The 243-nt window shown below is 85.6% G+C and carries 1 pseudogene; it reads left to right on the top strand.

The annotated features are described in order from the left end of the window. Positions 1–243: pseudogene (locus KVT44_RS56680) on the top strand (phage tail sheath family protein); the annotation flags it as partial.

A 243-nucleotide genomic window follows, 5' to 3' on the forward strand; every position in this document is an offset into this window, starting at 1 on the left:
CCCGCCGGGCGGGAGGCCGCGCCCCCCGCCCAGCCGCCCCGCCCCCCCAACCAGGCGGGGGCCCTGGCGCCCCCGCCCTCTCCCGCCCCCCCCGCCCCGGCCACCACGGACGGCGGTCACCCCGGCCCCGCCCAGTACCTCGGCGTCTCCGCCGCCCGCACCGGCTTTGGCGGCCTGGGGGGCGGGGACGGGGTCTCGTTGGTCGCCGTCCCCGCCCTGATGGCCGCCTCCCCGCGCGGCGGC

It is taken from the genome of Streptomyces sp. GbtcB7 (assembly GCF_019091445.1).
GTDB lineage: Bacteria > Actinomycetota > Actinomycetes > Streptomycetales > Streptomycetaceae > Streptomyces > Streptomyces mirabilis.